Below are 26,445 nucleotides of genomic sequence, written 5' to 3' on the forward strand. Positions count from 1 at the left end.
CTCCTAAACGTTCATCTGTCGCAGCTGGAGGCGGTTCGACTTGGCCGACTTCTCGATCCGGGCCGCCAGCTCGGCGACGGTCGGACTGCGGAACACGGTCGTGACCTTCACGTCGACGCCGAGCTCGTTGCGGATGCGGCCGACCAGCCGGGTGGCCAGCAGCGAATGTCCGCCGTTGTCGAAGAAGTCGACGTCGATGCCGACCTCGTCCGTCCCGAGCAGCTCGGCGAACAGCCGGCACAGGACTTCCTCGTTGTGGTCGCGCGGTCCTCGCCCGGTCGCGGTCTCGGCGTGGCCGGGTGCGGGCAGGGCGCCCCGGTCGAGTTTCCCGCTGGGTGTCGTGGGCAGTTCGGTGAGCGGCACGAGCGCGGTGGGGACCATGTACTCCGGCAGCCGTTCGCGGGCCAGGCCGGTCAGGGCCTCGAGGTCCAGGTCGGCGAGGTCCGTGGTGGCGGCGGGCACGAGGTAGGCGACCAGGCGCTGGTCGCCGGGGCGGTCCTCGCGCACCAGGGCCACCGCGCTGTCGACGTCGGGGTGCGTGGTGAGGACCTGTTCGATCTCGCCGAGCTCGATGCGGAAGCCGCGGACCTTGACCTGGAAGTCGGCGCGGCCGATGTACTCCACCTGGCCGTCCTGGCTCCAGCGCACGAGGTCCCCGCTGCGGTACATGCGGCTGCCGGGCGTTCCGAAGGGGCAGGCCACGAAGCGGCCCGCGGTCAGGGCGCTCTGTCCGAGGTAGCCGCGGGCGAGCTGGTCGCCAGCGAGGTACAGCTCTCCGGTGACGCCGGCCGCCACCGGGCGCAGGGCCGCGTCCAGGACGTAGACCTGGGTGTTCCACACCGGTGTGCCGATCGGCAGGCGGTCCGCGCCGGGCACGTACTGGTGGGCGGTGACCTCGACGGCCGCCTCGGTGGGCCCGTAGAGGTTGTTGGCGGTGCAGTTCGGCAGCAGTTGGGTGAACCGGTCGGCCAGCGCGGGCAGGAACGCCTCGCCGGCGACCTCGATCCAGCGCAGGCTGGTGCAGTCCTTCGCCGAGGGTTCGGCGACGAACGCCTCCAGCAGGGAGGGGACGAAGTCCGCGCCGGTGACCTGCTCGCGCCGGATCAGCTCCGCGAGGTAGGCGGGGTCGCGGCGGCCGTCGGGGCGGGCGATGACGACCGCGGCTCCGGCCTGCAGGGGGGCGAACAGTTCCGGCACCGACACGTCGAAGCTTGCCGTGGTGCTCAGCAGTACCCGGTCCTGGGCGCCGACGTCGAAGTGTGCCAGGCCCCACCGGAGCCGGTTCATGATCGCCCGGTGTGCCACCGGGACGCCCTTGGGGCCGCCGGTGGAGCCGGAGGTGAAGATGGCGTAGGCGGCGTTGTCCGGTGACAGGGTGCGCTCGGGGTCGCTCTCCGGGTGGCCGCAGACGTCGGGGAGTGTCTGGTCGAGCACCAGCAGCGGCTGTGCGCAGTCCAGGACGTGCCGCACCCGGTCCTCGGGCAGTTCGGTGTCGATGGGCACGTAGGCGGCGCCGGCCTTGACGACGGCGTAGATCGCCACCATCAGGTCCACCGAGCGGGGGATCTTCACCGCGACGAGCTGTTCGGGGCCCGCGCCCTGTTCGATGAGCCAGTGCGCGAGCTGGTTGGCGCGCCGGTTGAACTCGGCGTAGGTCAGCCGCTCGTGCTCGCCGATGACCGCGAGGTTGTCGGGGGTGCGGGCGGCCTGGGCCTCGAACGCGCCGGGCAGGGTGTCGGGGGTGAGCGGGTGGGCGGTGTCGTTGATCTGCCGCACCAGGCGGTCGCGTTCCTCCTGCTCCAGGATCTCCACGGCGCCGACCGGCACCGTGGGGTCCTTGAGGACCTGCTCCAGGACGCGGACGAGGCGGTCGGCGACGGCCTCGGCGGCCCGGTGGTCGTAGAGGTTCTTCTGGTAGTCGAGGGACAGGCGCAGGTAGGGGTCGGAGGCGTTGAGGGTGAGGGGGTAGTGGGAGCCGGCGAACGGGCGGATGGCGTCGATGGTGAAGCCCGCGGAGGTGTTCGCGTCGATGATGCCCTCGCGGTCGACCGGGTAGTTCTCGAACACCACGATCGTGTCGAACAGGGAGGGCAGGCCGGTGCCGCGCTGGATGTCGGCCAGGCCGTAGTAGTGGTGGTCGAGCAGGCTGATCTGCCGGTTCTGCAGGTCGGTGATGACGTCGCCGAGGCTGGTCTCGGGACGGCACAGGGCCCTGGTCGGCAGGGAGTTGATGAACAGGCCGACCATCTCGTCGCTGCCGGTCAGGTCGGCGGGGCGGCCGTTGACGGCGGCGCCGAACACCACGTCGTGCTGCCCGGTGAGCTTGGAGATGAGTACCGCCCACGCGCCCTGCAGCAGCGTGTTCAGGGTGACGCCGAGCTGTGCGGCGCGCCGGGCCAGTTCGCGGCCCTTGTCGATGGACAGCGGCACCTCGACGCGTCCCAGGGACGATGCCTCACCCTGGGAGGTGAGGCCCGCGGCGACGTGGGTCGGCTCGTCGAATCCGTCGAGTTCGGCCTTCCACCGGGCGGCGGAGGCGTCCTTGTCCTGGCGGGTCAGCCAGGCCAGGTAGTCGCCGTAGGAGCGGACCGGGGCGAGGGTGGTGGTTTTGGCGTACAGCCTCACCAGGTCGGTGATCACCAGGGGTGAGGACCAGCCGTCGAACAGGGTGTGGTGCGCGGTGAGGACGACCTTGGCCTGCTGCGGTCCGCAGGTGAGCAGGGCCATGCGCAGCAACGGGGGCCGGGTGGGGTCGAGTTGGTTCGCGCGGTCGGCGGCGAGCGCCGCGTCCAGGGCCGCGTTCTGTTCGGCCTCGCTGTATCCGGTCACATCCAGGTGCTGCCAGGGCAGGTCGACGTGCTCGGCCACGACCTGTACGGGTTCGCCGTCGGCGGTGGTCAGGAACGCGGAGCGCAGGTTGGGGTAGCGCTCGAGCAGTGCCTGTCCGGCGGCGTGCATGCGGTCGGGGTCGACGTGTCCGGACAGGTGGAGCACGAACTGCATGTGGTAGACGTCGAAGGCGCCGTCGGCGAGCGCGGCCTGGAACTGGATGCCGGCCTGTCCCGGGGCCTGCGGCCACACCTGGGCCAGCCGGCCGTAGCGTTCCTCCCAGGTCTCGATGTCGCGCTGGCCGACGGTGACCAGCGGGGCGTCGGAGGGGGTGAGTCCGCCGGCCTCGCCGGTGGCGGCGTGGGCGGCCATGCCGTGCAGCACCTTCACCCACAGTTCGGCCAGTTCGGTGGTCCGTTCGCGGGAGAGCACTCCGGTGGGGAACATGAAGGCGGCCTGCAGGCGGGTGCCCTCGGCGGTGTCGGTGGCGACGGAGTTGACCTCCAGGGCGGACAGGGCGGGCAGGTCCGGGTCGGGCTGTGCGATCAGTTCGGCGGACCAGGACGCCGGTCCCCATCCGTGCTCGCGCAGGTGCTCGGGCACGTCCGTGTCGGAGATCCGGCCGAGGTAGTTGAACCCGATCTGCGGGACCGGGAGGCCGGCGAGCTGTTCGGCGGTCTCGGGGTTGAGGTGGCGCAGCAGTCCGTAGCCCAGGCCCTTGTCGGGGATCTCGCGCAGTTGCTCCTTGACCCGTTTGATCGCCGTGGCGGCGGCGGGGCCGCCGGCCAGGACGCCGTCCAGGTCGGCGGCCGTCACGTCGACGCGGGCGGGGTACATGGTGGTGAACCAGCCGACGGTGCGGGAGAGGTCGGCGCCGGGGACGGCGTCCTCCTCGCGGCCGTGCCCTTCGAGGCGGACCAGTGTCGGGCCGTCGGCCGTGCGCCAGTGGTCGACGGCCAGGGCCAGGGCGGCGAGCAGCACGTCGGTCGCGGTGCCCTTGAACGCGGCGGGCAGGGTGGTCAGGACGGCGTCGGTGACGTCGGCGGGCAGCTGGACCCGTACGGTCTCGACGGTGGACCACACGTCGAGTGCCGGGTCGAACGCCCGGGTGCCCAGCGGGGGGTTGGGTGATTCGAGGAGGTCGCGCCAGTAGGGAAGTTCCGCTTCCCGCTTCTCGGACAGGGCCTCGTCGGCCAGGGCGGCCGCCCAGCGGCGGGCGGAGGTGGTGACCGGGGGCAGTTCGGGTGTGGCGCCGGTGCGGACCTGCTGCCAGGCCTCGGCGAGGTCCGACATGAGGATGCGCCAGGAGACGCCGTCCACCACCAGGTGGTGCAACACCACCAGCAGCCTGCCCGGGCCCGAGGCGGCGGCGAACCAGACGAAGTCGGCCATGACTGCGGCCTGCGGGTCCAGGCGGCCGACCGCGTCGTGCAGTTCCGCCTTGGCGGCGGCCAGTGCGGACGGCTCTTCCCAGCGGCCGTCGCAGTCGACCCGGCGGATGAGGTCCGCGGCGCGCACGGTGCCGGCCGGGCGGGCGACGAGGGTGGGCTCCTCGCCGTGCACCAGCTGGGCGCGCAGCAGGTCGTGCCGGTCCAGGACGGCGTCCAGGGTCGCGGCCAGGCCGTCGACGTCGATGCCCGCGGGCAGGTCGAGGACCATCGACATGGCGAACCGGTTCGTGCCGCCGCCGTGTGCGAACACGTGCCGGGCCACCGGCTGCAGCGGCATCGGGCCGATGCCGCCGTCCTGGTCCTCCTCCAGGACGGGTGTTGTGCCCTGGCGGGTGGAGGCGACCTCGGCGAGGCGGGCCGCGGTGCGGCACTCGAAGATCTCGCGGGTGGACAGTTCCAGGCCGCGGGCGCGGGCGCGGGCCACCACCTGGATGGAGCGCAGGCTGTCGCCGCCGACCGCGAAGAAGTCGTCGTCGGCGCCGACGCGTTCCACGCCCAGGACGTCCGCGTAGGCGGCGGTGATGATCGTCTCGGCCTCGGTGCGGGGCTCGCGGTAGGTCTCGCCGAGGAACTCCGGTTCGGGCAGGGCGGAGCGGTCCAGTTTTCCGGTCGCACCGAGCGGGAGGCGGCCCAGGGCCACGAAGGCGGCCGGGACCATGTAGTCGGGCAGCCGGGCGGCGGCGAACTTGCGCAGTTCGGCGGAGGAGGCTCCGGCGAGCACGTCCACGTCGCCGATGCCTCCGGCGCCGTCGTCGCCGACGGCTCCCTCGCCGGTGTGCACCACGTAGGCGACGAGCCGTTTGCCGCCCGCGGGCACCTCGCGGCTGATGACCACGGCCTCGCTGATCCCGGGGTGCTGGGTGATCGCCGCCTCGACCTCGGCGGTCTCGATGCGGAAGCCGCGCACCTTGACCTGGCCGTCGCTGCGGCCCACGCATTCCAGCCGGCCCTGGGCGTTGCGGCGGGCGAGGTCGCCGGTGCGGTACATCCGCTCGCCGGCCCGCCCGTAGGGGTCGGCCACGTAGCGTTCGGCGGTCAGGGCGGCGCGGCCGTGGTAGCCGCGGCCCAGGCAGGTGCCGGCGACGTACAGCTCGCCGATGACGCCCTGGGGCACCGGGGCGAGGCCCGGGCCAAGGACGTAGGCGCGCATGTTGCCCAGCGGGGTGCCGATGGGGGCGACGTCGCTGTCGGACCACTCCTTGGACGGTGCGAGGGAGAAGGTGGTGGCGTAGAAGCTCTCGCTCTGGCCGTAGGAGTTGATGATCCGGGCGTCGGGCAGGGCCTCGCGCAGCTGGCGCACCAGCCGGCCCGGGAGCACGTCGCCGGCCAGGACGACGGTGCGGATGCCGGGTGCCTTGCCGAGATGGGGAAGGAGTTCGCCCAGCACCGAGGGGACGCCGCTGATGACGTGCCCGTCCCAGCTGTCGCGCTCGGCCAGTGCCAGCGCGTTCGCGACGATCTCGGCCGTGCCGCCGGTGGTCAGGGTGGTCAGCAGCTCGAAGACGGAGACGTCGAAGTTGACGGAGGTGCCGGCCAGCATCCGCCACCCGGGCGGTGTGTCCAGGACGTCCACCAGCCGGCGTACGCCGTCGACGACGCCCCGGTGGGTGATGGCCGCGCCCTTCGGCTTGCCGGTGGAGCCGGAGGTGTACATCACGTAGGCCAGGTTGTCCGGGCCGAGCGGCGCGCGGCGGGCCGTGTCGTCGGGGGCGCCGGCGGCCGCCTCCCAGTCGGCGTGCCGGTCGAGGCGGACGACGGCGTCGATGGTGTTGGCGGGGATCTCCCGCCAGGTCGCGGTGTCGGTGACCGCGAAGCGCGGGGCCGCCTCGGACAGCACGCTGTGGGCCCGTCCCTGGGCGTACTGCGGGTCCAGCGGCAGATAGCCCGCTCCGGACTTGAGGATGCCGAGCAGGCCGATCACCAGGTCCTCGGTGCGTGGCAGCGCGAGGACGACCAGGTCCTCGGGGCCGGCGCCGTGCCGGATGAGTTCCCAGGCGACGGCGTTGGCCCGCTCGTCCAGTTCCCGGTAGGTCAGGGTCCGGCCGTCGCACGCGAGTGCGGGGGCGTCGGGGGTGCGGGCGGCCTGGTTCTCGAACAGCCGCGGGATCGTCGCCCCGGGTGCCGCCGCGGCGGTGTCGTCGGTGCGGGCGAGCAGCTGCTCGCGTTCGGCGGTGTCCAGGACGTCGACGGTGGCGATCGCGCGCTCGGGGTCGGCCACGAGCCGGCCCAGTACGCGTACGAACCGCTGGGCGATGGCGTCGGCGGTGTCGTGGTCGAAGAGGCTGGTGGCGTACTCCAGCCGGCACCGGGCGCCGCCGGAGCTGTCGGGCAGGAGGTCGAAGAACAGGTCGAACTTGGCGGTGTTGGTCTCCAGCCGTTCGACCTGGACGCCGAGGCCGGGCAGCTCAAGCGGCGGCACCGGCGGCTGCCAGGAGAGCATGACCTGGAAGAAGGGGTTGTAGGCGGTGGAGCGGTCGGGGTTGAGGAGCTCCACCAGCCGCTCGAAGGGCATGTCCTGGTTGTCGTAGGCGGCCAGCGAGCGGTCGCGGACCTGGTCGAGCAGGGTATGGAAGGTCGGGTTGCCCCGCAGGTCGACGCGCAGCACCCAGGTGTTGACGAAGAAGCCGACGAGGTCGCGCAGTTCCTCGTCGGTGCGGTCGGTGATCGGGGCGCCGATGGACAGGTCGTCGCCGCATCCGAGGTGGTGCAGCAGGACCGCCAGCGCCGCGTGCATGACCATCGACACCGTGGTGTCCGCCCCGGTGGCCAGTTTCTCCACGGCGCCGAGGAGGTCGGGGTCGATGGTGAAGGGGATCCGGTCGCCGTCGGGGCTCATCACCCGCGGGCGCGGGCGGTCGGTGGGCAGTGCCAGCGGCTGCGGGAGGTCGGCCAGCGTCTTGCCCCAGTAGGCCAGTTGGCGGGCGGAGAGGCTGTCCGGGTCGGACTCGTCGCCGAGCACGTCGCGCTGCCACAGCGTGTAGTCCGCGTACTGCACCGCAAGCGGCTCCCACTCGGGTGCCCGGCCCTCGGCGCGAAGGGCGTAGGCGGTGGTCAGATCGCGGAACAGCGGCCCGAAGGACTCCCCGTCCACGGCGATGTGGTGCGCGACGACGACCAGGGTGTGCTCGTCGGGTGCGCAGCGCAGCAGCCGGGCGCGGATCGGGGTGTCGGCGGCCAGGTCGAAGGTGGCGGTGGCCGCCTCCTCGACGGCCGCCGCCCGGTCCTGTTCGGTGACGTCGAGGACGGGCAGGGCGAACGGCGTGTCCCCCGACGCCAGCACCTGCTGGTGCGGGACACCGTCGCCGTCCTCGACGATCACGGTGCGCAGGACCTCGTGCCGGTCGACGACGTCACCCAGCGCCGCCTGCAGCGCGCCGACGTCAAGCGCACCGGTCAGCCGCAGGGCGAAGGCGCCGTTGTAGGTCGGCGAAGGGCCTTCGAACCGGTCCACGAACCACAGCCGGCGCTGCGCGAACGACAACGGGATCATTGTGTTTCTCCAAATCGGCAGAACCAGGAGGGAGCGGGCCGCGACTCAGCTCAGGTCGAGCAGGTCCAGAAGGTCGTCGTTGTAGAAGTCGTCGATGGAGCACGCCCCCGACAGGGTCGAGAAGTAGCGGTCGATGTGCTCCTGGTGGCCGACCAGTTGCTGCAGCATCTCCACGCGGCCCTCGGGCTTGAGCTCGGCCACGTTCAGGGCGCCCTGGTAGTGGCTGAGGGCCTCGCCGCTCAGGTCGTTCTCGTAGCGCTTGAGCGCGGTGCGCAGCGCGGCGTCGTCGTGCAGCTGGGTGCCGACGTGGTCGATGAGGGACTGGGCCTGGGCGAAGGCCTCGGTGATGCCGCGGGCGGTGATGGAGTCCTTGTGGTTGACCGCGTCGCCGACCAGCACCCAGCCGGGGCCGTAGGCCTTGCGGAAGTAGTTCTCCTGGTGGCCCGTGCCGTAGATCTGCTCCACCCGCCGGCCCTCGCGCATCCGCTCGTACAGTTCGGGCGCGGTGGTGCGGAAGGAGTCGAGGTAGAAGGGCTCCACTCCCTTGCGGACCTCGTTGTAGAGGTCCTGGGGGAAGTAGGTCATGAGCAGCGTGAGGTCGTCGTTGGTGGGGATGACGCCGATCCAGCGGCCGGGCCGCTCGTACAGCTCGAAGTGCGAGGGGACGTTCTCCCAGTAGCTGTAGTAGGTGCAGCTCACCCGCGGGTGCTCGATGACGTTGCGCGCGCCGGTCTTGCGGGCCACCAGGGAGCGCATGCCGTCCGCGCCGACGACCAGGCGTGCCCGCTCGGTGGTCTCGGTGCCCTCGGGTGTCGTGTAGCGCACGCCGGCGACCCGGTCGTCCTGCCACACCAGGTCCTTGACCGCGCAGCCCTCCCGGAAGTCCACGCCGGCCTCGACGGCTCCCTCGGCGAGCAGCGGGTCCAGGACGTAGCGCCGGGGCGCGTACGTGTGGTGCAGGCCGTCGACCGGCAGGGAGAAGCCCTCGATGCGGACGCCTGGGCCCTGGTAGCTCTGGCGGGTGATGGGCCGGCAGCCCGCGTCGCGGAGCTTGTCGAGCAGCCCCCACCGGTTCAGCAGTCCCATGCCCTGCATGTGGATGTAGTGGGAGGACAGCGTGTCCTGCGGGAACCGTGCCTTCTCCAGCAGCAGGACACGGTAGCCCTGCCGGGCGAAGAGCATGGCCGTCGGCGAACCCGCGCAACGGGCACCGATGACAATCACGTCGTACATGGCGCGCCTCTCTGACCAGGTAGTTTTTGCACGCAAAGCGGCCCGCGGGCCGGGCGGTCCTTGGGGAGCCGGCGCTATCGGCGCAGCGGCAGGGATTCGATGTACGCGGAGATCGACGCCACCGTGGGGTGGAGGAACATCTCGTCCATGGGGACCTCGGCGCCCAGTTCCTCCAGGAAGGCGCCCTGGATCCTGACCATGATCACGGACTGGCCGCCGAGGGCGAAGAAGTCGTCGTCGGCCGCTATGTCCTCGCGCTTCAGTTCCCGGCACCAGATGGCGCGCACGCTGTCGGCTGTCATCACTGTCCTCGGTTCTTGAGGGCGTCGACCAGCGCCGCGCGGTCGACCTTCCCGTGCGGGCTCAAAGGGATCGCCGCGATGTCGATGAACCTGGCCGGGACCATGTTCCGCGGCAGCGCCTGAAGGAGGCGGGCGCGCACGGCGTCCTTGGCGAGAGCGCCCGCCTCCGGTACCACGAACGCGGTCAGCTCGGCCTCGCCGGCGTCGGTGTGGGTGACCGCCACGGCGGCCTCCCGTACCTCGGCCAGCCTGCCCAGCGCGCGTTCGATGTCGGTGGGATCGATGCGCATGCCGCGCACCTTGACCTGTGCGTCCATCCGCCCGGCGACGACGAGGTCACCGGCCTCGGTCACCCGGCCGCGGTCACCGGTGCGGTACAGCCCGACCGGTGCGCCGTCGACCTGGATCGTCGTGAACTTGGCGTTCTCGGGGCCGGCGGCGCCCAGGTAGCCGGCGCCGACACCGGCCCCGGCGATGCAGATCTCGCCGTCCTCGCCCGGCCCGACACCGCGCAGGTGCTCGTCCAGGAGGTGGATGTCGGTGTTGTACGCCGGCCGGCCGACCGGCGCGATGTCGTGCTCGCCCGTCCGGTACCCGGCGAGGTCGAACGACGTGGCCACGTCCGTGCACTCGGCGACGCCGTACTGGTGGAGCAGGGTGCAGGTGTTGCCCTCGCGCCGCATCCAGCCGGTGAGCCGCTCGGGCTTGAGCGCCTCCCCGCCGAAGAGCACGTAGTCCAGGCGGGTGAGGGCGTCGCCGCCGCGCGCGCTCTCCCAGTCGATCAGCACGTACAGGGTGCTGGAGGCGCAGTGCACCACGCGGATGTCGTGCTCGCTCAGGACGCGGTAGGCCAGCATGGCGTCGAAGTTGCGGCTGGCCAGCAGGTACTGGGTGGCGCCGCAGAACAGCGGTGTCATCAGGGCGCGTTGGGAGAGGTCGAAGCCGAACGCGCTGACGACGAGGTTGTGCGAGCCGCTGTGCAGGCCGTACTCGGCCTTCAGCCAGTTCATCAGGTTGAACCAGCCCTCGTGGCGCACCGCGGTCAGCTTCGGCGTACCGGTGGAGCCGGAGGTGAAGACGGCGTAGCAGAGGTCGTCGCCCGTGACGGGGATGCCGGGCGAGGTCGCCGGCAGGCCCGCCAGGTGCTCGCCGAGCTCGTCGAGGTCGACGACGTCGACGGCCGCCGAGGCGACCATGCCGGCCGTCGCCGGGGAGGCCACGATCAGGGCGAGACCGGGGACCTGGCCCAGCAGCAGCTGGAGCCTGGCGGCCGGGTAGGCCGGGTCGAACGGCACGTAGGCCGCGCCCGCCTTCAGCGTGCCGAGGATGGCGACGAGCAGGTCGACGGAGTAGTCGAGGCAGACGCCGACCTTCGCGCCCCGGCCGTGTCCGCGCGCGGCGAGGTAGTGCGCGAACCGGTTGGCCCTCGCGTCCAGTTCGGCGTACGTCACCTGCCGGCCGGCCCGGACGACGGCGACGGCGTCGGGGGTGGTCCGCGCGTGCGCCTCGAACTGCTGGTGGACGACGGGCGCCGAGGGCAGGGCGACCCGTTTTCCCTGAAGGATCATCAACTGACTCCGATATGAGGGGTGTCCAGAGGGGTGTCCGGTCGGACGGGCCGCCGGCCCGCCGCGCGGTACGGGCTTGCCGGCACCTTCGGGGCGGTGCGGGGCGCCTCCGGCGGTGCGTCTTCGGGCGGTGCGTCTTCGGGCGGTGCCTCTGTGAGCGCTGCTTGTTCAGGCGGTGCGCCGGTCGATGGTGTGCCGGCCGGCGGTGTCGAGCGTCTGGGTGACCCACCGGCCGACGGGCAGGCCGTGTGCGGCGGCCTGCCGGGAGTAGTGCTCCAGCTGGTCGGCGGACAGCTCGATGGTGAGCGTGGTGGCCTTGTGCCGCTGCCGCTGCTCGGTGGTGGCCGGCTCGACGGGCCGGGGCACTTCCTGCTTCCCGGCCTGTTGCCCGGTCTGCTTCCCGGCGTCGGTGCCCGGGGGGATGCCGGTCTCGTCCCTCTGCTCGGCCAGTCCGGCGCGCAGCGCCCTGCGCAGTTCGTTGCGCGACCACTTCTGCTGTTCGGCCCTGCGCAGCCAGTAGTCCTGCTCCGGCGGCGAGAGGCGGGTGACCTCGGCGTGGTGGGCGAAGCTGAGGCCGTCGTGCCTGCGGTGGTGCTCGAACCGCCGGGCCACCCACGCGTAGTTGCGCAGGGTCTGGTAGTCGAGCCCGGTGCGCTCGATCGCCTCCTTGTAGCGCCGCCACCCGTAGGTGTCCTCACCGTAGAGCAGCCAGTCGGCGAGCCACCACGCGGAGGAGTTCGCCAGCTCGCGCAGGTTGGCGCCGATCCGCTCCCAGGACCGCTCCGGCAGGTGGGGAGGGAGGACCATCCCCGACTTCTGCACCGTGGCCCTCGATCCCACGAAGGACAGGACCACGTCGCCCTGGGCCGGCGCGCGGCCGGTGTCCACGGGCCCCGGCCGGTGCCTGCCGGCGGTTCTCACAGCCCCCGTCACAACCTTCAACTCCCCACTTGACGTGTCTTCCTGGGTGCGGACCGGTCCGGGGCGGACGACAGCGTCGTGCCGGCCGGGTCCGCGGGAGTGCCGGCGGTCAGTCCGCCGCCATGGCCTCCTGCAGGCTCTTGGGCCGCAGGTCCGTCCAGTTCTGCTCGACGTACTCCAGGCACTCGGCCTTGGCCGCCTCACCGAAGACCACGCGCCAGCCCGCGGGCACCTCGGCGAACACCGGCCACAGGGAGTGCTGCTCCTCGTCGTTGACGACCACGTAGAAGCGGCCGTCCGCGTCATCGAAGGGGTTCGTGCTCAACTGGGCACCGTCCTTGTCGGTCAGGGGGTGACTCGGGATGGGAAATCGCCTGGCCGGGTGCGCGAGGCACCGGGCGCGGGTCCGCCGGCCGGTGCCCGTCCGGTCGACGGGACACCCGCGCTGTCCGGTCGACAGGACAGCGGCGCCGGCGGCCCCGGCGATGCCTCGAAACCGTAGGGAGCGCGCCGCCGGCGCTACAAGGGGTGGCGGCCCCGCCGGCCCCCTGCCGTCCGCCCGCACCCGCGCCCCGCGGTGATCCTCTGTACCGGGCCGGTTTCATGTGCCACGATGCCGCGCCCGCGGGACCGCCACACTCCTGGCGCCGCCCTGCCCGCCACACTCCGACCCCGGACTCGGCCGGTCACCGGGCAACGGCGCCGCGGACTCGGCCCGGGCCCGCCTGAGGCCGCGGATGGCACGCGACGCGGCCACGACGCCGGACGCGGCCCAGGCTCAGCCGTCCGCCCCTCCCCCGCGCCGACCCCTTCGCCACGCGGCACGCGGCACCCGGCTCAGCCCGGGGCCGGACACCGGACGACACTCCGGCCCCGGCTCAGCCGGACACCCCACGACACCCCGACTCCGGACCTCGGCCGGACACCTGGGCGACGGCACGCCCGGGGACTCGGCCCGGCCCGTCTGGAGCCGCCGATGGCAACGGGACCGGCCACGGGACGCGGCCCAGGCACAGCCGTCCGCCCCTCCCCCACGCCGGCCCCTCGCCACGCGGCGCCCGGCACGCGGCGGATGGGGCCCGGCCATGCGGCGGGTGGGTGCCGAACTCCCCTGCCCGCGCCGGTAGAACGATCAATTCCGGCCTCCGGCGAGGCAGGGCGGCAAACGCCCGGAGGGCAGGGCACCTGCGCCTTCTCGGCCGTGGCGGCGCCGCACGAGTTGCCCGCGAGCCAGGTGACCTACGGTGCCGCCACGAACCGCACCTGTACGGATCCAGCCAATGTGCGGACGACGAAGAGACGGGGAAACGACGATGACGATGCGGAACAGGCCAAGAGCCGGCGTGGTCGGTCTGGCGGCGGTGGCCCTCACGGCCACCGTCCTCACGGGTCCCGCCCGGGCATCGGGTGACACGGCCGCGCGGGCGGCCGGCCACCAGGGCACGCAGGCGGCGATCGAGGCGGCCGTCGCGGCCGGTGTCCCCGGCGTGAGCGCCGAGGCGCGGGACGCCGCCGGTGTCTGGAAGACCGCGGCGGGCGTCGGCAACCGGGAGACGGGCGCCCCGCGCGGCAAGAACGACCGGTTCCGCACCGGCAGCATCACCAACACCTTCGTGGCCACGGTCCTGCTCCAGCTGGAGGCGGAGAGGAAGATCAACCTCGACGACCCGGTCGAGCGCTACCTGCCCGGCGTGGTGAGCGGCAACGGCAACGACGGCACCCGGATCACCGTCCGGCAGCTGCTGAACCACACCAGCGGGCTGTTCGACTACCTCGCCGACGTGCCGTACTACCAGACGTACACCCTGGGCGACAGCTTCCTGCGGCACCGCTACGACACCCTGACGGCCCAGCAGCGCCTGCAGGTGGCCTTCTCCCACGCGCCGCTGTTCCAGCCCGGCGCCCGGCACGCGTTCTCCCACACCAACGACGTCCTGGCGGCGCTGATCGTCCAGAAGGTGGCGGGCAGGCCGTACGAGGACGAGGTGCGCCGGCGCATCATCGAGCCCCTGGAGCTGAAGTCGACGTCCCATCCCGGCACGAGCAGTGAGCTGCCCCGGCCGAGCAGCCGCGGCTACTCCAAGCTGTTCTACGACACCCAGCCGGAGCGGATCGACGACGTCACCGAGCTGAACGGCTCGCAGAACTGGGGCGACGGCGACATCATCTCCAGCGCCCACGACCTGAACCTGTTCTACCGGGCCCTGCTGGGCGGGAGGCTGCTGCCGGCGCAGCAGCTCAGGGAGCTGAAGACGACCGTCGTCAACCCCGACCTGCCGATCACGTCCTACGGGCTCGGCGTCGAGAAGCTCACGATGAGCTGCGGCGACATCTGGTACCACGACGGGGGTGTGGTGGGGTCGCTGACGCTGGCCGCCTTCACCGAGGACGGCCGCCATGAACTCACCTTCAACTACAACGGCGACTGGGACGCCTCGGCGATCCTGCCCATCCTGAACGCCGAGTTCTGCGACCAGACGTCCGGCTGAGGCCACGACCGAACCCGGCGTCCGGCTGAGGCCAGACCGAACCCGACCGCGTCCACCAGGAGAGCCGATGACAGTGCGAGCAGCCGTGGCCGGAGCGAGCGGCTACGCGGGGGGCGAACTCCTGCGTCTGCTCCTTTCCCACCCCGAGGTGCGCATCGGTGCCCTGACCGGGCACTTGAGCGCGGGACAGCGGCTGGGCACCCTTCAGCCGCATCTGGCCGCGCTGGCCGGACGGGAGGTGGGGCCCACCACCGCCGAGGCCCTTCGGGGGCACGACGTCGTCTTCCTGGCCCTGCCGCACGGCCAGTCCGCCGCCGTGGCACGGGAGTTGGGCGAGGACACGCTCGTCATCGACTGCGGGGCGGACTTCCGTCTCGCGGACGCGGCCGACTGGGAGAGGTTCTACGGTTCCCCGCACGCGGGCACCTGGCCCTACGGACTGCCCGAACTGCCGGGCGCCCGCGAGAAGTTGGCGGGTGCCCGGCGTATCGCGGTGCCGGGCTGCTATCCGACCGCGGTGTCCCTGGCGCTCTTCCCCGCCTACGCGGCCGGTATCGCCGGGCCGGAGGCGGTGGTCGTCGCGGCGTCGGGCACGTCGGGCGCCGGGAAGTCGCCCCGGGCGGACCTGCTGGGCAGTGAGGTCATGGGGTCCATGCGGCCCTACGGCGTGGGCGGCGGCCACCGGCACACCCCGGAGATGGTGCAGAACCTCAGCGCCGTGGCGGGCCACCGGGTCGCCGTGTCCTTCACCCCGACCCTGGCTCCCATGCCGCGCGGCATCCTGGCCACCTGCTCCGTGGCGGCCCGGCCCGGCACCGGCGTCCAGGACGTGCGGGCCGCGTACGAGAAGGCGCTGGCCGGCGAGCCGTTCGTCCGGCTGCTGCCGCAGGGGCAGTGGCCCGCCACGGGGGCCGTCTACGGGTCGAACGCCGTCCAGGTGCAGGTGGCCCTCGATCCGGCGGTCGACCGGATCATCGCGATCAGCGCCGTCGACAACCTCACCAAGGGCACCGCCGGCGGCGCCGTGCAGAGCATGAACATCGCCCTGGGTCTTCCCGAGGAACTGGGGCTTTCCACGACCGGAGTCGCACCGTGATCCGGGGCGGCACGGACATCAGCCGCTGACGCGGCGCGCCGATTGAGGAGATGCATTGAGCGTCACCGCAGCACGAGGCTTCAGAGCGGCGGGCATCGCCGCGGGTATCAAGAACAACGGCAGCCCGGATCTGGCGCTGGTGGTCAACGACGGGCCGCGCTGTGCCGCGGCCGGTGTCTTCACCTCCAACCGTGTGCAGGCGGCCCCCGTCCAGTGGTCCCGGCAGGTCCTGGCGGACGGCGGGATCCGCGCGGTCGTCCTCAACTCCGGCGGCGCCAACGCCTGTACCGGGGCGCAGGGCCTGAAGGACACGCAGGCGACCGCGGAGCGGGCCGCCGGCCTGCTCGGCCTGGACCGCGGTGAGGTGGCGGTGTGTTCCACCGGGCTCATCGGCGTGCCGCTGCCGATGGAGCGCCTGCTGCCCGGCGTCGAGAGGGCCGTCGCCCTGCTGTCGGCCGACGGCGGCCAGGACGCGGCGCGCGCGGTGATGACCACCGACACGGTGCACAAGACGGCCGCCGTCGCCCGGGAGGGGTGGACGGTGGGCGGCATGGCCAAGGGCGCGGGCATGCTCGCGCCCGGGCTCGCCACCATGCTGGTCGTGCTCACCACGGACGCCGACCTGGACGGTGCCTGCCTGGACAGGGCGCTGCGGGACGCCACCCGCGTCACCTTCGACCGGGTCGACTCCGACGGCTGCATGTCCACCAACGACACCGTGCTGCTGCTCGCCTCCGGTGCCGCGGGGGTCACTCCCGCGTACGGCGAGTTCGCCCAGGCCGTCCACGCGGTCTGCGCCGATCTGGCCCGGCAGCTGATCGGGGACGCGGAGGGCGCGAGCAAGGAGATCCGGATCGAGGTCGGGGGCGCCGCGAGTGAGGACGACGCCGTCGAGGTGGGCCGCTCCATCGCCCGCAACAACCTCCTCAAGTGCGCGATCCACGGCGAGGATCCCAACTGGGGCCGGGTGCTGTCCGCCATCGGCACCACCTCCGCCGTCTTCGAACCCGACCGGCTCGGCGTCGCCATCAACGGCGTGCGGGTCTGCGAAGGCGGCGGCATCGGTGAGGACCGCGCGCTGGTGGACATGAGCGGCCGCGACGTCCGCATCACCGTGGACCTCGCCGCCGGCACGGACTGCGCGGTCATCTGGACCAACGACCTCACCGCCGACTACGTCCACGAGAACAGCGAGTACGCCTCGTGAGCCCCGTCGAACGCGCGGGCACGGCACTCGCGCCGGACGGCGGCGACACGACCGTGGACACCGGTGCGGATGCGGGTGCGGACACCGGTGCGAGCACCGGCACGGGTGCGGACACCGGTGCGGACACCGGTGCGGATGCGGGTGCGGGCACCGGTGCGGGTCCGCACAGCGGCACGGGTGCGGACACCGGTGCGGATGCGGGTGCGGGCACCGGTGCGGGTCCGCACAGCGGTGCGGGTCCGGGTGCGGGCACCAGTCCGGGCACCGGTACGGATGCGCAGAGCGGTGGGGCGGCCAACGCGGTGCTGACCGGCCGCTGGCGGGGCGTCATGATGGACAACTTCGGCACTCCCCGGCTGCCCCTCGTCCAGGGCCGGGGCTGCCGGGTCCAGGACGCCGAGGGCAACGAGTACCTCGACTTCTTCGGCGGCATCGCGGTCAACGCGCTCGGCCACGCCCATCCCGCGGTCGTGGAGGCCGTCTGCGCGCAGATCGCCTCCCTCGGGCATGTCTCGAACCTGTTCATCGCCGAGCCGACCGTGCGTCTGGCCGAACGCCTGCTGGCCCTCGCCGGGCGCGAGGGCCGGGTGTACTTCTCCAACTCCGGCGCGGAAGCCAACGAGGCGGCCTTCAAGATCGGCAGGCTCACCGGCCGCCCGCACATGGTGTCGGCGACCGGCGGCTTCCACGGCCGCACCATGGGCGCCCTGGCGCTGACCGGCCAGAGCGCCAAGCAGCGCCCGTTCCTGCCGCTGCCGGGCGAGGTCGTCCATGTGCCGTACGGGGATGCCGCGGCCCTGCGCGCCGCCGTCACCGAGGACACCGCGCTGCTGGTGCTGGAGCCCGTGCAGGGCGAGAACGGCGTGGTCGTGCCGCCGTCCGGCTATCTGCGGGCGGCCCGGGAGATCACGGCGGCGACCGGGACCCTCCTGGTCCTGGACGAGGTGCAGACCGGGATCGGGCGCACGGGCCACTGGTTCGCGGCCCAGGCCGAGGGCATCGAGGCGGACGTCGTCACCCTCGCCAAGGGTCTGGGCGGCGGTCTGCCCATCGGCGCGACGCTCGCCTTCGGCGCCGCCGCGCGTCTGCTGACACCCGGCGCGCACGGCTCCACCTTCAGCGGCAACCCCGTGGTGTGCGCGGCCGCCCTCGCCGTCCTGGACACCATCGAGCGGGACGGCCTCCTCGAACGGGTGGTCCGGGCCGGGCGGCGGCTGCGGCGCGGTCTGGAGGACCTGGCCCATCCGCTGGTGCGTGAGGTCCGCGGCGCCGGCCTGCTGGTGGGCGTCGTGCTGGAGGGGAACCTGGCCGAACGCGTGCAGCGGGCCGCCCAGGACAGGGGTCTGCTGGTGAACGCGGCGGTGCCGGACGTCATCCGGCTCGCCCCGCCACTGATCGTGTCGGACCGCGAGGTGGACACCTTCCTGGAGGGATTCGGGTCGGCGCTGTCCGAGGTCCATGACGGCGTCCGTGCCGGGGCCGATGCCACCGCGGAGCATTCACCTTCAGCCCATTGCAACCAACCCGACAGGTGACGTTGCATTACATTCAGATCCATTGCAACAATTAAAAAGCGTTGAGCTGCGATGATGAATCCAGTGCGCAACAGAGTTGTTGCCACATCATTGAATGCAACGTAGCGTTTTCTGCATCGGAAAACACGAGCCGAGGAGCCCCCGATGCAGAAGACCGCGTACGCGACGCAGCAGTTCGACACCCCCGCCCCCATCCGCGCCGAGGTGGACATCCCCGCCGGACGCATCCAGTTCATCGCCGCCGACCGGGCCGACACCGTGGTCGAGGTCCGGCCCGCCGACCCGGCCAGGAAGCGCGACGTGACGGCGGTCGAGGAGATCAGCGCCGTCTTCGGCGACGGTGTCCTGCGCATCGCGGCCGCCGAGGCGCCCCACGCGCTCCTCGGGCACTCCGGGTCCGTCGAGGTCACGGTCATGCTGCCGGCCGGCTCCCGGGTCGAGGCGAAGGCGGACGCCGCCGAGTTCCGCAGCGTCGGACGCCTCGGCGACGTCGCCTTCGCGGGCGGCCACCGCTCGGTCCACGTCGACGAGGCCGCGAGCGCCCGCCTCACCGCCCACGACGGCGAGGTCTCGGTCGCCCGCCTCGGCGGCCCCGCCGAGATCAGCGTCCAAAAGGGCGGCATCCGGATCGGCGAGGCCGTGCGCGGCACACTCACCCTCGCCGTCCAGCACGGCGACATCACGGTGGGCGCCGCCCCCGGCGTCTCCGCCTCCCTGGACGCCGAGACCGGCTACGGCCGCATCGACAACTCCCTGCGCAACACCGGCACGCGCGACCTGGACGTGCACGCCACCACCGCCCACGGCGACATCACCGCCCGCAGCCTGTGACCGCCCGCAACCTTCAAGGAGCACCCCTCATGAGCACTTTGGCCATCGCGGCGAACAAGCTGCACAAGTCCTACGGCGACAAGACCGTGCTCGACGGCATCGACCTAGCCGTCCCCGAAGGAACGGTCTTCTCCCTGCTCGGCCCGAACGGCGCCGGCAAGACCACCGCCGTCAAGATCCTCTCCACCCTCGTCCGCGCCGACGCCGGCGAACTGCGCGTCGGCGGCCACGACCTCGCCACCGACCCGCAGGCCGTACGCGCCGCGATCGGGGTCACCGGACAGTTCTCCGCCGTCGACAACCTGATCACCGGCGAGGAGAACATGCTCCTCATGGCGGACCTGCACCACCTGCCCAAGGCCGAGGGCCGGCGCGTGGCCGCCGAACTCCTGGAGCGCTTCGACCTGGTGGAGGCCGCGAAGAAGCCCGCCTCCACCTACTCCGGCGGCATGAAACGCCGCCTGGACATCGCCATGACCCTGGTCGGCAGCCCCCGCATCATCTTCCTCGACGAACCGACCACCGGCCTGGACCCCCGCTCCCGCCACACCATGTGGGGCATCATCCGCGAACTCGTCGCCGGCGGCGTCACCGTCTTCCTCACCACCCAGTACCTGGAGGAGGCCGACCAGCTCGCCGACCGCATCGCCGTGCTGAACAACGGAAAGATCGCCGCCGAAGGCACCGCCGCGGAACTGAAGCGGCTGATCCCGGGCGGCCACATCCGGCTCCGCTTCACCGACCCCGACGCCTACCGGTCCGCCGCCACCGCGCTGCGCGGGGCCACCCCGGACGACGAGGCCCTCGCCCTGCAGATCGTCAGCGACGGCAGCCAGCAGGAACTCCACTCCATCCTCGACTGGCTGGCCGCGGCGGACATCGAGGCCGACGAACTGACCGTGCACACCCCCGACCTCGACGACGTGTTCTTCGCCCTCACCGACAGCGGCAAGCTGCCCAACCAGTCCAAGGAGACCCTGCGATGACCTCCCTCTCCCTCGCCGTGCGCGACTCCTCCACCATGCTGCGCCGCAACCTCCTGCACGCCCGCCGCTACCCCTCGCTCACCCTGAACCTGCTGCTCACCCCCGTGATGCTGTTGCTGCTGTTCGTCTACATCTTCGGCAACGCGATGAGCGGCGGCGCGGGCCGCTCCGCCTACATCGCCTACATCGTCCCCGGCATCCTGCTGATGACGATCGGCTCCACGGTGATCGGCACCGCGGTGTCCGTCTCCACCGACATGAGCGAGGGCATCATCGCCCGCTTCCGCACCATGGCCATCCACCGCGGCTCCATCCTCATCGGGCATGTCATCGGCAGCGTCCTGCAGTCGGTGATGAGCGTGGTCCTGGTCGCCGCCGTCGGCGTGGCCATCGGCTTCCGCTCCAGCGGCGCCGGCGTCCTGGAATGGCTCGCGGCGTTCGGCCTGATCGTCCTGTTCGCCCTGGCGCTCACCTGGATCGCGGTCGGCATGGGCCTGGTCAGCCCGACCGCGGAGGCCGCCAGCAACAACGCCATGCCGCTGATCCTGCTGCCGCTGCTGTCCAGCGCCTTCGTCCCGCTGCACTCCATGCCCGGCTGGTTCCAGCCCATCGCCCACTACCAGCCCTTCACCCCCGCCATCGAGACCCTGCGCGGGCTCCTGTTGGGCACCGAGATCGGCAACAACGGCTGGATCGCCCTGGCCTGGTGCCTGGGCCTCGCGGTACTCGGCTACTTCTGGTCGACCTCGACGTTCGACAAGGACGCGAACTGACACCCATGCGGCGGGCGACGTCCGCACCCTCGTTCCGCCCAGGGCGGCGTACACCGGCACCGGCCGGAGTACGCCGCCCCTTTGGTTCAAAAAAAGCACCCGCCCACCCGGCCCCCTCTTTCCGGTCCCCTCTTTCCAGTCCGGCTTTCCGGCTTCCGGCGCTCGCGCGGGCCGATCCGCGACCGCCGCATTTCCCGGCGGGAAAGCCGGACGCCCTTCGACAAAAAGGTTCGATGTGCAACCGTTCGAGTGCCGCTCCGGTGCCACCCCAGGCCGCCCTGCGAGCCTTATCGACGGTTATATGCACCGTTCTCAGGAGGCATGATGGCGCATCAGGCCGGTCAGACCGCGGGGCCGCACGGCGGCACGGCGACCACCGCCTCACAGGTGACGCCGCGGCAGGCACGCGCCACGGCGTCCGCGCCGCGCCGGGTCCCGGTGCTGACGACCAAGGTGGGCCTGCAGATGCCCGCCAAGATGGCCTACGACGAGTGGGAGCGGGCCGGCCGGCAGCTCGCCGACGTCGTCGACTCCTCCTCCTGGTGGCTGGGCGACTGGATGGTGTACGGCAAGGACCACTACACCGACCGCTACCAGCGCGGGATACGCGCCGCCAACCTGTCGTACCAGACCCTGCGCAACTACGCGTGGGTCTCACGGCGTTTCGACCTCGGCCGGCGCCGCCCCGCCCTGAGCTTCCAGCACCACGCCGAGCTGGCCTCCATGCCGGTCGCGGACCAGGAGCTCTGGCTCGACCGCGCCGAACAGCGGCAGTGGACCACCAAACAGCTGCGCGGCGCCCTGCGCGCCGCACGCCAGGGCGAACAGCAGCCGGCCGCTCCCGCCCAGCCGGGCCGCCGCCTGGAGGTTCCCGGCAGCCGGCTGGAGTGGTGGCACCAGGCCGCTCAGCAGCTGGGCGTCGACTTCGAGCAGTGGGTGATGACCACGCTGGACAGCGCGGCCGCGACCGCCCTGGAGGAGCCCGGCACACCGGCGGACCACCCCGAACCCGCCGGACTCAAGGGCGTGCAGGACAGGGGCGTGCAGGACAGGGGCGTGCAGGACGCGAAGGGGCTCGCCGAGCAGCGGAGCCGGCCGGTGGCCATCAGCGCCTGAAGTCCTCGGCGCCGAGGCCACCGGCGTCTCACGGCAGCCGGTTCATCAGCCCGGCGACCTCGCGCTTGTAGGTGCACCCGCTCTGCCCGAACGACGTCCGCACCCGCTCGCGCACCTCGCCCGGCTGCTCCTGGCTGAGCTTGAACATGCCCGAGGCCCCCGTGACCGTGAACCGGAAGGCCCCGACGGCGGGCACGATCTGGCGGAAGTAGCCGAGCGAGTCGGTCATGTCCCAGCCGTCGCCGAAGGCCCCCTCGAAGGCGCGCACGGTGGACTGCACCACGCCCAGCGTCTCCTCGGTCGCGTCGATCTTCTCCACCACGCCCCGGACGTGCACCGCGGTGAAGTTCCACGTCGGGGCGGCCGGAGTCTTCCCGTACACGGTGGGTGACACGTACGAGTGCGGGCCGGTGAACGTCAGCAGCAGCACGCCGCCCGGCCGCAGCGCCGCCCAGTGCGGGTTGGCCCGGTTCATGTGCCCGAGCAGGGTGGCCCCCGTCAGCTCACCGGACGCGCCGGGGTCGCCGGACGCGTCGGGGTCGAAGATGACCGGCAGGTGCGTGGCGAAGGGACCGTCCTCGGGGCTGCCGTTCGTCACCGCGAGAGCCAGCGGGTTGTCGCGGATCAGATCCGCCATCCAGGAATTATTCGGCTCGCGATAAAAGCTGGGCACGAACATTCGCATTCTCCTTTTCGGAAATCGGTCTGTTTCGAGGATTCCCAGGACCGTACGGCCGTCCCGCCGACAGGACAATGCTTCCACATGTCGAGGACCTGGAGAAGGTCTAAAGGGGTCTTCCAGCGGTCTTCGATTCTTCTTCGAGAAACGCTCCGGAAACACGCGGCTTTCGCCTTTTCCCGCCCTCCCCCGAGCCCACCGTCCGACCCCGGCACCCTCGGCCTCCCGGCACCCTCGGCCTCCCGGCGCGACAGACCGGCGGACCCCGTCCGCGCGCCGTCACGGCCGTGCGACTGGCGGCCGGCGGCCGACAATGGGCGCCCGGCAATGGACTCCCGCCGTCGTGCGGTGAATTCACCCCTCTCACCAGCGACTCCGCCACCACTCCAGCGTCACGAGACCAGATCTCAGGATCGAGTTGCCAACATCATGGCAAGGTTTTGCCAAGCCGGAAGGCGCTGTGGGCCACCGGTTGATTTCCAGACGCATCGGGAGCATTCACATGGAGACAACGGGCAGGCGGAGCGAAGAGGTCTACGACGTGGTCGGTATCGGGTTCGGCCCGTCCAACCTGTCGCTCGCAATCGCTCTGGAAGAACACGGGGCCAGCACTCCCCGGCATCCGGTCACCGCCCACTTCTTCGAGAGGCAGCCCGCCTTCGGCTGGCACCGGAACATGCTGCTGCCGTCGACGACCATGCAGATCTCGTTCCTCAAGGACCTGGCGACGTACAGGAATCCGCTGTCGCGGTACAGCTTCGTCTCCTACCTGCACGCCTCGAACCGGCTGGTGCAGTTCGTGAACAACCAGGACTTCTTCCCCACCCGCCAGGAGTTCCACCAGTACCTGGAGTGGGCGGCCGCCGACCTGAGCGACCGGGTCACCTACGGCGCCGAGGTCACCTCGATCCGGTCCGTCCCCGAGGCCGGAGCGCAGGCCGGCGACCTCCTGGAGATCGAGGTGCGCGCCGGCGACGGCACCACCCGGGTGGTCGCCGCACGCAACGTGGTCATCTCCACCGGCCTGGTGCCGCGCCTGCCGGACAACGTGACGTCCGACGAACGGGTGTGGCACAGCTCGGAGTTCCTCAGCAGGTTCGGCGCGCAGGACCCCAAGGACCTCAAGAGCGTGGCGGTGGTCGGCGCCGGCCAGAGCGCGGCCGAGATCACCCGCTTCTTCCACGACGAACTGCCGCACGCCCAGGTCTCCGCGGTCGTGCCCTCCTACGGCTACGCCATCGCCGACGACACGCCCTTCGCCAACCAGGTGTTCGACCCCGGCGCGGTCGACGACCACTACTTCGGCACCGAGCAGGCACGGGACGCCTTCTGGCGCTACCACCGCAACACCAACTACTCGGTGGTCGACTCCGACGTCATCCGGGACCTGTACCGGCGTTCCTACGACGAGCGGGTGCGCGGCAGCGAACGCCTGCACTTTCGCAACCTCACCCGGGTCACCGACGTCAAGCGCGCCGGGAACGAGACACGGGTGAGCCTGCGCTCGCTGCTCGATGACCGGACGGAGGAACTCGCCGTCGACGCCCTGGTGTTCGCCACCGGCTACGACGGCCTGGACCCCGCCCGCCTGCTCGGCGACTTCGACCGGCACTTCCTGCGCGACACGGCGGGCCGGCACCAGGTGGAACGCGACTACCGCCTCGTCAGCGCGTCAGGGCTGACCAGCGGCGTCTACCTCCAGGGCGGCACCGAGCACACCCACGGCCTGTCCTCGGCCCTGCTGTCGAACATCGCCGTGCGCAGCGGTGAGATCGCCGATTCGATCGTGCTGCGGCGCACCGGGCAGGAACTGAGCCGCGGCGGCGACGTGCGGGCCGCCCGCTCGGCCGCCTGAAACGGCAGGCCGAACCACCGTCCCGTTGACAGGACGTGACCCCGCGGCAGGACACTCGAGAACCCGCGCGCGACGACCGCGGCGCCGCCTCCTCGGGCCGGCCGGTGTTCACCGTCCCAAGAACCCGCAGCACAGCCAAGTCCTTTCGTGCAGCTCTCCAGCGCATGTCCACCGGTCATGGGACCCGACCCGCGGCCGGGGCCCCCACAAAAGGAGTCGAGACCATGAGCGCCAATTCCCCGGTCGGCGGCCTCGTTCGGCGGGCGAGGGTTTCATGACCGTCAGCGTGCAGCAGGCCCAGGCCAAGGCCCGGTCCCTCGGTGACGCCCTGCCGTGGCTGGCCCGCCACCAGGGCCGCAGGGTCGTCGTCAAACTGGGCGGACACGCCATGGTCGACGAGAACCTCACGGCGGTCTTCGCCCGCGACATCGCCTTTTTGCGCTACGCCGGGCTGCGGCCCGTGGTGGTGCACGGAGGAGGCCCCCAGATCGACGCCGAGCTCGAACGGCGCGGCATGAAACGCGAGTTCGCGGCAGGCCTGCGCGTCACCTCACCAGCCGCGATGGACGTGGTCCGCATGGTCCTCGCCGGCCAGGTGCAGCGCGAGCTGGTCGGGCTGATCAACCGTCACGGCCCGCTCGCCGTCGGCATGAGCGGCGAGGACGCCAACACCCTCACCGCGGTACGGCACGTGCCGTGGGTCGACGGGGAACCCGTCGACGTCGGCAGGGTCGGCGACATCACCGGCGTGGACACCACCAGCCTGGACGGCCTGCTGGCGAGCGGCCGGATCCCGGTGGTCTCCCCGCTCGCCCGCAGCACCGAGGACGGCCTGGTCTACAACGTCAACGCCGACACCGTGGCGGCGGCGCTCGCGACCGCGCTGCGGGCCGAGACACTCGTCATGCTGACGGACGTCGCGGGGCTGTGCGCGGGCTGGCCGCACAGTGCCGAGGTCATCCCGCGGCTGACGGCCGGCGAGCTGGAAAAGCTCCTGCCGGAACTGAGCGAGGGCATGGTGCCCAAGATGACCGGCTGCCTGAAGGCCGTACGGGGCGGGGTGGGCGCGGCCCGGGTGATCGACGGGCGGATACCGCACTCGGTCCTCCTGGAGATGTTCACCGACGACGGGATCGGGACGGTGATCGTGCCGGACCCGGACGAGGAGGAGGTCCTGCCTTGAACGAGCAGTGGCGACAGCGACAGGGGCCGCGGGCCGGCGGGCCCGCGGGTACTTCTTGGCAGCCGGCGCGCTCCGGGGGCGCCCCGCAACCGGCGGTGCTCGTGCACGAGTTGGTCACCGTGGCCAAGACGGACGAGGACGAGGCCCGGGCGTGCGCGCGCCGGCTCGCCGCCTGTCTGCCGTCCGAGGCCAGGTCCGTCCTGCTGGACGCCCTGGCCGAGGAGGGCCCCTGGCACGACGGCGATGACGCGGGCGGGTACGGGAGCGGTGGCGCGCTCTCCTTCGACGGGCCCCAGTACACGGTGCCCCGGGTCCGCTCCGCCCTGAGCCTCCTGCCCGCCTACCGGGCACCCGGCCCGAACCGGCCGGCCGCCGCCGCCCCCGGGGCTGCCGTCCCCGGCTCCGGCGGCCCCGGCGGCGATGGCGGCGAACGCGAGCTCCACGACATCGAGTTCAGCGACGGCGGCGGCGAACGCGAGCCTGGTGAGGGCGACTTCTGCGTCGACGGCGGCGAACGCGAACCCCGCGAAGGCGAGTTCTATGACGGGGACAGCGAACACGATTCCGGTGACGGTGGGTTGTGGCCCGCGCCCCGCGACGAGCCGCCCGCCGCCGTCATCCGCCTGCGGTTCGCCGACGCGAGCGCGCTGGAGCGTGCCGGCGCCTGCTTCGACGGCGCGTGGAGCGAGCCCGGGACACACACCCTCCAGGTCCCCGCGGACGCGGGCGTCCAGACGCTGCGCTCCGTGCTCGCGGCCCTCGACGCGGCAGCGCTCACGCCCGAGTCGCTCACCGTGCACACCAACGAACTCGACGACGTCTTCGCCGCGTTCACCCAACTGCTCTGATCCCTGGGGCAGACCGCCGCCGCCTGATGTACCGGAGCACCGGGCGGCGGCGG

Annotated in this window: 18 protein-coding genes; 11 read left to right on the top strand and 7 right to left on the bottom strand. The window is 72.0% G+C overall.

The genetic code is table 11. The annotated features are described in order from the left end of the window. Positions 1 to 3: 3 nt before the first annotated feature. The 6 genes from ACF07B_RS07580 to ACF07B_RS07605 form a co-directional block, all read right to left on the bottom strand. Positions 4 to 7,770: an amino acid adenylation domain-containing protein gene (locus ACF07B_RS07580; protein WP_392178147.1), complete on the bottom strand. Its 7,767-nt coding sequence runs from the start codon at positions 7,768 to 7,770 to the stop codon at positions 4 to 6. Positions 7,771 to 7,815: 45 nt separating this feature from the next. Further along, positions 7,816 to 9,003: an NAD(P)/FAD-dependent oxidoreductase gene (locus tag ACF07B_RS07585; protein WP_362395383.1), complete on the bottom strand. Its 1,188-nt coding sequence runs from the start codon at positions 9,001 to 9,003 to the stop codon at positions 7,816 to 7,818. Between the two features lie 74 nt (positions 9,004 to 9,077). Next, positions 9,078 to 9,305: a phosphopantetheine-binding protein gene (locus ACF07B_RS07590; RefSeq protein WP_362395385.1), complete on the bottom strand. Its 228-nt coding sequence runs from the start codon at positions 9,303 to 9,305 to the stop codon at positions 9,078 to 9,080. Next, positions 9,305 to 10,873, bottom strand: a complete 1,569-nt coding sequence (locus ACF07B_RS07595; RefSeq protein WP_392178148.1) for an amino acid adenylation domain-containing protein — start codon at positions 10,871 to 10,873, stop codon at positions 9,305 to 9,307. Before ACF07B_RS07595 ends, ACF07B_RS07590 begins: the two co-directional genes overlap by 1 nt. Positions 10,874 to 11,041: 168 nt before the next feature. Continuing rightward, on the bottom strand, positions 11,042 to 11,761 hold the full coding sequence (locus tag ACF07B_RS07600) for an LmbU family transcriptional regulator (protein ID WP_392178149.1): 720 nt from the start codon (positions 11,759 to 11,761) through the stop codon (positions 11,042 to 11,044). A gap of 142 nt (positions 11,762 to 11,903) precedes the next feature. Beyond that, positions 11,904 to 12,119, bottom strand: a complete 216-nt coding sequence (locus ACF07B_RS07605; protein WP_328443621.1) for an MbtH family protein — start codon at positions 12,117 to 12,119, stop codon at positions 11,904 to 11,906. A 988-nt stretch (positions 12,120 to 13,107) separates the two neighbouring features. Here ACF07B_RS07605 and ACF07B_RS07610 point away from each other — a divergent pair. The 8 genes from ACF07B_RS07610 to ACF07B_RS07645 all read left to right on the top strand — a co-directional run bounded on the left by ACF07B_RS07610 (position 13,108) and on the right by ACF07B_RS07645 (position 21,827). Continuing rightward, positions 13,108 to 14,283 carry a serine hydrolase domain-containing protein gene (locus ACF07B_RS07610; RefSeq protein WP_392178150.1) on the top strand — a complete coding sequence of 392 codons (1,176 nt, stop codon included), beginning with the start codon at positions 13,108 to 13,110 and terminating at the stop codon, positions 14,281 to 14,283. Positions 14,284 to 14,350: 67 nt separating this feature from the next. After that, positions 14,351 to 15,379: an N-acetyl-gamma-glutamyl-phosphate reductase gene (gene argC / locus ACF07B_RS07615; protein WP_392178151.1), complete on the top strand. Its 1,029-nt coding sequence runs from the start codon at positions 14,351 to 14,353 to the stop codon at positions 15,377 to 15,379. 55 nt (positions 15,380 to 15,434) lie between these two features. Further along, positions 15,435 to 16,586, top strand: coding sequence for a bifunctional glutamate N-acetyltransferase/amino-acid acetyltransferase ArgJ (argJ, locus tag ACF07B_RS07620; protein WP_369484525.1), 1,152 nt, complete (start codon positions 15,435 to 15,437; stop codon positions 16,584 to 16,586). A 329-nt stretch (positions 16,587 to 16,915) separates the two neighbouring features. Then, the gene (locus tag ACF07B_RS07625; RefSeq protein ID WP_392178729.1) at positions 16,916 to 18,121 is read left to right on the top strand and encodes an acetylornithine transaminase; all 1,206 of its coding nucleotides are present in this window, start codon (positions 16,916 to 16,918) and stop codon (positions 18,119 to 18,121) included. Positions 18,122 to 18,265: 144 nt separating this feature from the next. Next, on the top strand, positions 18,266 to 18,952 hold the full coding sequence (locus ACF07B_RS07630; protein ID WP_392178152.1) for a hypothetical protein: 687 nt from the start codon (positions 18,266 to 18,268) through the stop codon (positions 18,950 to 18,952). A 29-nt stretch (positions 18,953 to 18,981) separates the two neighbouring features. Next, positions 18,982 to 19,938 (top strand): ATP-binding cassette domain-containing protein, encoded by a 957-nt coding sequence (locus tag ACF07B_RS07635; protein ID WP_392178153.1) that lies wholly within the window; start codon positions 18,982 to 18,984, stop codon positions 19,936 to 19,938. Then, complete coding sequence (locus tag ACF07B_RS07640; protein ID WP_362395411.1) at positions 19,935 to 20,711, top strand: ABC transporter permease; 777 nt, start codon at positions 19,935 to 19,937, stop codon at positions 20,709 to 20,711. The genes ACF07B_RS07635 and ACF07B_RS07640 overlap by 4 nt, the downstream gene beginning before the upstream one ends. Positions 20,712 to 21,032: 321 nt before the next feature. Next, positions 21,033 to 21,827, top strand: coding sequence for an LmbU family transcriptional regulator (locus tag ACF07B_RS07645; protein ID WP_369484529.1), 795 nt, complete (start codon positions 21,033 to 21,035; stop codon positions 21,825 to 21,827). A gap of 28 nt (positions 21,828 to 21,855) precedes the next feature. On the opposite strand, the gene ACF07B_RS07650 is transcribed toward ACF07B_RS07645, so the two are convergent. Next, the gene (locus ACF07B_RS07650) at positions 21,856 to 22,512 is read right to left on the bottom strand and encodes an FMN-binding negative transcriptional regulator (protein ID WP_392178154.1); all 657 of its coding nucleotides are present in this window, start codon (positions 22,510 to 22,512) and stop codon (positions 21,856 to 21,858) included. A gap of 496 nt (positions 22,513 to 23,008) precedes the next feature. Between ACF07B_RS07650 and ACF07B_RS07655 the strand changes: the two genes are divergently transcribed. The 3 genes from ACF07B_RS07655 (at position 23,009) to ACF07B_RS07665 (ending at position 26,392) form a co-directional block, all read left to right on the top strand. After that, positions 23,009 to 24,361: a lysine N(6)-hydroxylase/L-ornithine N(5)-oxygenase family protein gene (locus ACF07B_RS07655; RefSeq protein WP_392178155.1), complete on the top strand. Its 1,353-nt coding sequence runs from the start codon at positions 23,009 to 23,011 to the stop codon at positions 24,359 to 24,361. 274 nt (positions 24,362 to 24,635) lie between these two features. After that, positions 24,636 to 25,544, top strand: coding sequence for an acetylglutamate kinase (gene argB, locus ACF07B_RS07660; RefSeq protein ID WP_392178156.1), 909 nt, complete (start codon positions 24,636 to 24,638; stop codon positions 25,542 to 25,544). Then, the gene (locus ACF07B_RS07665; protein WP_392178157.1) at positions 25,541 to 26,392 is read left to right on the top strand and encodes a hypothetical protein; all 852 of its coding nucleotides are present in this window, start codon (positions 25,541 to 25,543) and stop codon (positions 26,390 to 26,392) included. Before argB ends, ACF07B_RS07665 begins: the two co-directional genes overlap by 4 nt. The last annotated feature ends 53 nt before the right edge of the window (positions 26,393 to 26,445 follow it).

Source organism: Streptomyces sp. NPDC015532, from assembly GCF_043078065.1.
GTDB lineage: Bacteria > Actinomycetota > Actinomycetes > Streptomycetales > Streptomycetaceae > Streptomyces.